This window comes from Cellulomonas biazotea (assembly GCF_004306155.1).
Classification (GTDB): domain Bacteria; phylum Actinomycetota; class Actinomycetes; order Actinomycetales; family Cellulomonadaceae; genus Cellulomonas; species Cellulomonas biazotea.
In genome coordinates this window covers 1-7,925 of the sequence record NZ_BIMR01000287.1, presented here as the reverse complement: position 1 = coordinate 7,925, position 7,925 = coordinate 1, and the positions used below count along the sequence as shown (strand labels likewise).

Genomic DNA, 7,925 nt, shown 5'->3' with positions numbered 1-7,925 from the left:
GTGTGGCGCGGGGCGGCGCCCGACGAGCCGCCGCAGCGCGTGCCCGCCCTGGTCGGCCCCGGGCGGGCCGCCGTCGTGCACGCGCAGGACGCCGCGGTCGCCGACCGGCCGATGTGGTGGCAGCGGACCGACGTCGCCGCGGTCGTGCCGGGCACGGCCCGGACGGCGCAGGTGCTCGACCTGCCGCTCGTCGAGGACCTCGCGGCGGGGGAGGTGTCGGGCGCGGGGGAGACCGTCGACGTGCCGCCCGAGGCCCTCGCGCTGCTGCCGGGCGCACCCACGACGTGGGTCGAGCACGAGGACCTCACGGTCGACGGCGCACCGGTCGACTGGTGGGTCGAGGGCGACGGGCCGGGTGCGGTGGTGCACGCGGTGCACGTCGCGGGGCTCGCGGCCGGGCTCGCGCAGGCGGCGGGGCGCTGGGGTGCGCGCTACGCGGTCGAGGCCGTGCTCGCCGACCCGTCACGCGCCGCCGAGGCGCTGCTCGACGACGTCGCGGACGGCTGACCTCCGCCGGTCGGACGCCGACGACCCAGCCGAGCGCAGGCGTCGACGACGTCCCGGACGGCTGACGTCCGCCCGTCAGACCCCGACGGGCGTCGCGAGCGCGGTGGCCGTCGCCAGGGCCTCGGGGATGGCCGCGAGGTGCACGTGCGCGACCTCGATCGGCTCGAACCCGGCGGCCACGACGGCGGCGGTGTCGTTCTCCTCGTGCGCGAGGACCGCGGCGAGGACGGGGCCCAGGGGACCGGTCTGGTCGGTGAGCGCGCTCGCGATGGCGTCGGACACGCCGGACCGCTCGATGACCGACTCGATCGACAGGCGCAGGTGCGACGCGACGGCGGAGAGCATCCCGACGGTGTACCCGGCGTCCGTCCCGGTGAGGCGGGCGCACGTGAGCGCACGCGTCAGGACCGACCACAGCGGGCCGACGGCGGCCGTGCGGGCGTCGACGAGCGACGCCATGGCGAGCGCGCCGAGCTGGCGGGGACCGACGAGGACGACGGCCTGCCGCACGGAGTCGATGTGCCGGCGCAGGCCGCTCGCGGACGAGTTCACGAGGTGCAGGACGCGCATCGTCAGCTCGGGGTCCGACTCGACGACGTGCACGACGGCGGCCTGGTCGGGGTACTCCTCGGACAGCAGCCGGACGAGCTCGAAGCACTGCACCTCGCCCGCGGAGAGCTGGCGGCCCGAGTCGGAGCGGTGCCGCTCGAACATGGGGCCCTGCAGCAGGTCCGCACCGGCGGACAGCGCGGCGTGGATCCGGTCGCGGGAGTCGGCACGCTCCGCGATGACGTGCGCACCGGCGCCGTGCACGCGGGCGACCAGCGCGTCGAGGTCGTCGAGGTGCTCGGCGACGTCGATCTTCACGTAGTCGACGACGGTGAGGAGCTCGTCGTGCGCCGCGAGACCGGTGTAGTCGCCGAGCGCGAGGCCGTAGCCGAGCTGCTTGAGCGCGGCGGCCTGGTCGACGGCACCGTCGTGGAACGACATGCGCTCGGGGATCTCGACGACGACGCCGCCGCCCGCGGGCGGCAGGTCGTAGCCGCCCATCATGACGCGCGTCGTGGCGCGCAGGATGAGGAGCTTGTCGCCGGCCAGCAGGTCGGGGTCGAGGATGCGGTACTGCGCCTCGACGAGGTGCTCGACGCGGCTCTCCGGCTCGGTGGAGCCGTCGGGTGCCATGACGGACGCGCGGACGGCGTAGCCGAAGACCGAGCGGTCGGGGTGCACGATGGGCTGGCGGTGGACGACCGCGGACCCGACGCGTGTGCTCGGGTGGTCCAGATCGTGCATCGGATGGCCTCCAGGTGCGGTGCAGTGCTGCTGGTCCACCTATCGGCAGCGGGCGGCGCTTCCTGAGGGCAAGCGGCCCACGGGCCGCGGACGGACGAACGGCAGACGGCGGCCGGACGTCGGGCGGACGGCGGCCAGACGGCGCCGGACCGGGGGCAGACGGGGCGGGTCAGCCGACCGGTGCGCGCAGCGGCCAGTCCTCCTCGAGGACCGACTGGACGGCACGGCCGCGGGCGCGGTCGACCAGCACGGGCGCGAGCAGGTTCGCGGTCGGCGGGGCCTCGCCGGCACCGGGGTGCACGACGACGAGCACGACGACGTCGTCCGGGTCGGTGCCGTCCCCGAGGGCGCCCGCGTCGATGCGCGGACGGTAGTCGGGGAAGTACAGCGCGGGGCTGACGACGAAGAGCCGGACCTCCCGGGCGGCGTCGCCGCCGTCGACGGAACGCAGCGCGAACAGCACGCCGGTGTCGTCGAGGGCCTCGAGGACGTACTCGGTGCGGCCGGGCAGGCCGGGCAGGGCGGTGACGAGGCGCAGCTCGGTGGGGACGTCGAGGACGACGCCGCCTGCGGCGACCGGCACGGTCGTGGGTGCGATGTTCATCGGAGGAAGTCCATCAGGCTGGGCTGGAGGACCTTCGCCGCCGCGCCGAGCGCGCCGTTGTAGGCGACCTCCTGCATCTGGATGTCGAGGATGGTCTGGGCGAGGTCGATGTCCTCGATCCCGGACAGCTGCGTCTTCGTGGTGAGCTGGTTGCCGACGATCGCCGTCTGCGCGGAGCCGACCTGGTTCTGCCGGGCGCCCGCCGACGACAGCTCGGTGAGCATCGCCTCCATGCGGGCGTCGATGTCGTTGAGGCGCGAGGTCGGGTCGCCGCCCGCGCGCAGGATCCCGGCGACCTCGTCGAGGAGCGCGAACACCGAGGTGTCCCCGTCGCCGAACACCGCGGAGCCGTCGGCGTCGACCCGCACGGTCGTCGCGTCGCTGACGCGGCGCTCGACCGACGACCCGGCGACGCCGTGCCACGCGTACTTCACGGCCGGCGGGTCCAGGGGGTTCGCCCCCGGGTCGAACGCGAAGCCCGCGTCCGAGGTGCCGGCGAAGACCGTGCGACCGGAGTAGCTCGCGTTCGCCTGGTCCATGATCGTGGCGCGCACGCCCTCGATGTCGGCGGCGAGCGCGTCGCGGGAGGACTGGCCGAGGCCGCCGTTCCCGCCCTGGATGGTGAGGTCGCGGGCGCGGCGCATGGCCGTGAGCGACGCCTGGAGCGCCGAGTCGACGGTCGTGAGCCACGAGTCGCCGTCGGTCGCGTTGCGCGAGTACTGCGTGAGCGCGCGCTGCTCGCCGCGCAGCCGCAGCACGTCAGACGCCCCCGCGGGGTCGTCCGACGGCACGGTGATCTTCTTGCCGCTGGAGAGCTGGGCCTGCAGGTCGGCCATGGCCGTGAGGTTGCCCTGCAGGTTCGACAGCGTCTGCCGCTGCACGGTCAGGTGGGTCACCCGGGGGATCATCGCGTCATCACCTTCCGACGAGGCCGGTCCTGTTGATGAGGGTGTCGAGCATCTCGTCGACGGCGGTCAGGACGCGCGCGGCGCCCTCGTACGCACGCTGGAACGCCAGCATGTTGATGGTCTCCTCGTCGGTGTCGACGCTCGTCGCGGCCAGCTGCTGCTGCTCCGCGGTGGCGCGGGCCGACTCGGCGACCTTGGCGCGGGAGGTGGCGCTCGCGGTCCGGACGCCGAGGTCGACGACCGTGGCGGACCACAGGGCGTCGGGGCCGCCGGCGGCCTTCTTGAGGTCGGCGATGGCGCTGCCGACCGAGCCGTCGAGGGGACCGCCGCCGACGGCACCGACGGCGACGTCGGCGGGGTTCGTGATCGCCACGGTGAGGCCGAGGGCCTTGGGCTGCCCGGCGGTGAAGCTCCAGAAGGCGCCGCCCGCCGCGCCGCCGGTGGTGACGGCGGTGGTGTGCAGGGCGTTGACCTTCGTCGCGAGCGAGTCGGCGACCGCGTCGTAGCTCTTCGCGGCCTCGGCGAGCGCACCGCCGGTGCCGGAGGCGTTCGGGGGGGCGAGCACGGACAGCAGCCCGGCGACGCGGCCGCCGTCGAGCCCGGCGCTCTGCGTGGGCCGCTCGGCCCACACGACGGTGACCGGCTGGCCGGGGGTGACGGCGTCGCCGGTGGCCTGCGCGAAGGACGCGGCGCCCTGCACGGCGAGCGCGTGGGTGCGGCCGCCGGAGACGAGCGCGTTGCCGCCGACGAGGACGTCGACCTGGCCGTTCTCGCGGGTCGTGGCGCTGGCACCGACGAGCGACGCGAGGTTGGTGATGAGCAGGTCGCGCTGGTCCTTGAGCTCGTTGGCGGTGCCGCCCGAGTTGGTGATCTCGAGGATCCGCGCGTTGAGGTCGGCGACGCCGGCCGCGGTGGTGTTCACCTGCTCGACGAGCGAGACCGTGGTGGTGCGGGCCTGCGTCCACTGCGTCTGCGTCGCGGTGTAGAGGCTCGCGAGACGGTCGGCGACGGCCTGCGAGTCCTGCAGGACGACCGCGCGGGCGGCGTCCTTGTTCGGGGTGTTCGACAGGTCGGACCAGGCGCCCCACATGGACGCGAGCTGGCTCGCGAAGCCGGTCTCACCGGGCTCGCCGAGGCTCGTCTCGAGCGTCGACAGCGCGCCGGCGCGGGCCGAGAGGTAGGACGCGCCCGCGGTCTGGGTGCGCACGCGCAGGTCGAGGAACACGTCGCCGAGCCGCTCGATGCCCGTGACGCGGACGCCCTCGCCGGGTCCGTGGGACACGGAGAACATCGAGGGGACGGTCGCGGCGGGCAGCGCGGACATGGACGCGCGCTGGCGCGTGTAGCCGACGGTGTTGGCGTTGGCGACGTTCTGGCCGGCGACGTCCAGGGCCTGGCGCTGGGCGATCAGCGAGCTCAGCGCGGTGCCGAGGCCGGAGAAGGTGCTCATGCGGTGGGGGTCTCCTCAGAAGGTCCGGTCGACGAGCTGCGCGGCGTGGCTGGTCGCCGCGGTCGCGCCCGTGCCGGTGTAGGTGTGGACGTCCTGGAGCGTCGCGAGGGTCTCCTGGGTGGCGCGGTGGGAGAGCGTGAGCAGCTCCCGGTTGCCGTCGGAGAGCTGGGCGATCTCGGTCGCGAGGGACGTGAAGGCGTCGCGGTGCGCGCGCAGCAGGTCGTCCCAGGGGGCGGGTGCGGCGGCGGCGATCTGCGCGAGGCTGGACTCGGCGGGCAGGCCCAGGGTGACGGCGGCGAGCTCGGCGGCGAGGGCACGGCCGAGCTCGGCGGTGCGGATCTCGTCGAGCACGGTCTCGACCTCGCGCGTGGCGTGCGCGAGCCAGCGGGAGCGCCCGCTCGTCAGGATGAGCTGCTCCTCCTCGAGCTTGAACAGCAGGAGCTCGAGCAGGTTGCGCTGCTGCCACAGCGCGTCGGAGAGCCCGTTGAGGGGCATCGTCAGTCCTCCACTCTCCCGGGCGAGGTCATTCCCGCCGGGCGTCTGGTCCTTCCATCGGCCGGGCTCGGGTGATTGTGACGATTTCGCGGCAGATTCGACGAACAGCCGTGGGAGCGCTGTCACAGGGGCGGTCATCGAAGCGCTTCTTCGCGGGCCCCGTCCGGTGCGTCGGGATGCGTCCGAAAACTCCACAGCGCGCTCTCAGGTGTGACGCACATCACATATCTGACCTGGGCAAACGTCCACATGAATCGTTTCCCCAGCATGGCGCGGGTCTTTGCCGCGGGCAGCCGACCTGGGCAGGCGTCCAGTCATCGCCGTGGGCCATCCCATGACTCAAGGCAGGCGTCCTGTGGTCCGAACGAGTGGAGGTGACCAGAACCACTCAGGCGACCGACGAGCTCGTCGTCACCCACCTCCCCCTCGTCGGGTACGCGGTCAGCGAGATGCTCCACCGCGTCCCGCCGACCGTGTCGCGGGACGAGCTCGCCTCGGCCGGCAGCCTCGCCCTCGTCCTCGCCGCCCAGGCGTACGACCCGGAGACCGGCGTGCCGTTCGCCCGCTACGCCTCGCTGCGCATCCGCGGCGCCCTGGTCGACGAGCTCCGGTCCATGGACTGGGCCTCCCGCGGCGCCCGGCAGCGCGTCCGCGAGCTGGCCGCCACCACCGAGCGGCTCACCGCCGCCCTGCGTCGCAAGCCCACCCGCGACGAGCTCGCCGGCGCCATGGGCGTCGAGGTGCGCGCCGTCGACGACGCCCTGCGCGACGCCGAGCGCCGCGTCCTGTCGATGGACGCCACCGAGGGCACCGCCGCCGTCCTCGTCGTCGACGGCGAGCCCACGCCCGAGGAGAGCCTGCTCGCCGACGAGCGCCACCGCTGGATGCGCGCCGCCGTCGAGACGCTGCCCGACCGCCTGCGCACCGTCGTCGAGGGCCTGTTCCTCCAGGACCGGTCCGTCGCCGACCTCGCCGCCGAGCTCGGCGTCACCCAGTCGCGGATCAGCCAGCTCCGGACCGAGGCGCTCACGCTGCTCCGCGACGGCATGAACGCGGGCCTCGACCCCGACCTCGTGCCCGCGCCCGCGCGCGCCGACGGTGTCGCCGAGCGCCGCCGCCAGTCCTACTTCGCCGCCGTCGCCGCCCGCGCGGCGCTCGTCACGTCGATCCCCACCGGGGACCGCCTGACGTCCCTCCCGCACCAGCGCGGCGTCACCGTCGCCGCCGACGGGACCCCCAGCCTGGCCCGGCCGCGCGGCGCCTGACGCCCCGGCCGGCCGGAGTCGCCGGACCGCCCGGGACCTCGCCGGAAACTTCTTCGACGGAATCCCTCAGGCCTGGCGACGACAGCCGATGTGAAGGGTGCGCCCACGGATGGGCCACCTCGACCCGACTCAAGGAGGAAGAGAACGATGGGTCTCTCGATCAACCAGAACATCGCCGCGGTCAACTCGTACCGCAACCTCTCGAACACGCAGAACGACCTGAGCAAGTCGCTCGAGAAGCTCTCGTCGGGCTTCCGCATCAACCGTGCGGCCGACGACGCGGCCGGTCTGGCCATCTCCGAGGGTCTGCGCTCGCAGGTCGGTGGCCTCAAGGTCGCCGCCCGCAACGCCCAGGACGGCATCTCGGTCGTGCAGACCGCTGAGGGTGCCCTCACGGAGACGCACGCGATCCTGCAGCGTCTGCGTGACCTGAGCGTCCAGGGCGCCAACGACTCGAACAACGACAAGGCGCGCGCCAACATCAAGACCGAGGCGGACAGCCTGGTCAAGGAGCTCGGCCGCATCGGCGAGTCGACCAACTTCAACGGCACGAAGCTGCTCGACGGCTCCGCCGGCACGCTCCACTTCCAGGTGGGTGCCGACGGCGACGCCAACAGCCGCATCTCGGTCGACCTGTCCGGCGCCAACGTCAAGTCGATCGCCGACCAGCTCGGTGCGGCGACGACCGGCTCCACCATGGACGTCGTCACCCCGACGCTCGCGGCGGGCAACTTCACGTTCACCACGCGTGAGACCGTCGGCGGCAACAACGTCGACACGACCGTCACGACGGCCAACCTCGGTGCTGCCGGCACCTTCAAGACGGTCGACGACCTGGCCGCCGCGCTGAACAAGGACGCGAACTTCTCGAAGAACCTCGCGGCCTCGGTCAACAAGGACAACCAGCTCGTCGTGACGGCCAAGGACGGCGCGGCGGTCTACGGCGGCAACACGGCCGGCACGCACGCCTCGGCGGGCACCGGTGCGGCTGCCTCCGTGGCGCTGGTCCCGGGCACCACCGGTCTGGACTTCAGCACGGCGGACGCCGCGCAGACCTCCATCGGCCGGATCGACGCGCAGATCGAGGCCGTCTCGACCGCTCGCGCCGGTCTCGGTGCCATGCAGAACCGCTTCGAGCACACGATCAAGAACATCAACGTCTCGGTCGAGAACCTGTCGGCGTCGGAGTCCCGGATCCGCGACACCGACATGGCGTCGGAGATGGTCTCGTTCACGCGGGCCCAGATCCTCTCGCAGGCCGGCACCGCGATGCTCGCGCAGGCCAACCAGATCCCCCAGGGCGTCCTGTCCCTCCTGCGGTGATCCCCCCGGTGACCACCCCCCGACCGGGGACGGCCACCACCTGAGCGCTCCGGTGGCGGGCGGCCGACCAGCCGCCCGCC

7 protein-coding genes and 1 pseudogene are annotated in these 7,925 nt (G+C 73.5%); 3 read left to right on the top strand and 5 right to left on the bottom strand.

Translation table 11 applies throughout. The features are described from left to right. A pseudogene (locus CBZ_RS16785) lies at window positions 1-507 on the top strand (sacsin N-terminal ATP-binding-like domain-containing protein); the annotation flags it as partial. A 75-nt stretch (window positions 508-582) separates the two neighbouring features. Here CBZ_RS16785 and CBZ_RS16780 read toward each other — a convergent pair. The 5 genes from CBZ_RS16780 to flgN all read right to left on the bottom strand — a co-directional run bounded on the left by CBZ_RS16780 (window position 583) and on the right by flgN (window position 5,257). Next, window positions 583-1,800, bottom strand: coding sequence for an EAL and HDOD domain-containing protein (locus CBZ_RS16780; protein WP_130782629.1), 1,218 nt, complete (start codon window positions 1,798-1,800; stop codon window positions 583-585). Between the two features lie 169 nt (window positions 1,801-1,969). After that, window positions 1,970-2,404 carry a flagellar assembly protein FliW gene (locus CBZ_RS16775; protein WP_130782628.1) on the bottom strand — a complete coding sequence of 145 codons (435 nt, stop codon included), beginning with the start codon at window positions 2,402-2,404 and terminating at the stop codon, window positions 1,970-1,972. Further along, on the bottom strand, window positions 2,401-3,312 hold the full coding sequence (gene flgL, locus CBZ_RS16770) for a flagellar hook-associated protein FlgL (RefSeq protein ID WP_130782627.1): 912 nt from the start codon (window positions 3,310-3,312) through the stop codon (window positions 2,401-2,403). Before flgL ends, CBZ_RS16775 begins: the two co-directional genes overlap by 4 nt. Window positions 3,313-3,319: 7 nt before the next feature. Next, on the bottom strand, window positions 3,320-4,762 hold the full coding sequence (gene flgK / locus CBZ_RS16765) for a flagellar hook-associated protein FlgK (RefSeq protein ID WP_130782626.1): 1,443 nt from the start codon (window positions 4,760-4,762) through the stop codon (window positions 3,320-3,322). A 15-nt stretch (window positions 4,763-4,777) separates the two neighbouring features. Next, a complete protein-coding gene (gene flgN / locus CBZ_RS16760) occupies window positions 4,778-5,257 on the bottom strand; it encodes a flagellar export chaperone FlgN (protein WP_130782625.1) in 480 nt (159 codons plus the stop codon). Between the two features lie 374 nt (window positions 5,258-5,631). On the opposite strand from flgN, the gene CBZ_RS16755 reads away from it, so the two are divergent. Both CBZ_RS16755 and CBZ_RS16750 read left to right on the top strand, forming a co-directional pair. Next, the gene (locus CBZ_RS16755; protein WP_130782624.1) at window positions 5,632-6,522 is read left to right on the top strand and encodes a sigma-70 family RNA polymerase sigma factor; all 891 of its coding nucleotides are present in this window, start codon (window positions 5,632-5,634) and stop codon (window positions 6,520-6,522) included. A gap of 147 nt (window positions 6,523-6,669) precedes the next feature. After that, window positions 6,670-7,845 carry a flagellin N-terminal helical domain-containing protein gene (locus tag CBZ_RS16750; protein WP_130782623.1) on the top strand — a complete coding sequence of 392 codons (1,176 nt, stop codon included), beginning with the start codon at window positions 6,670-6,672 and terminating at the stop codon, window positions 7,843-7,845. The last annotated feature ends 80 nt before the right edge of the window (window positions 7,846-7,925 follow it).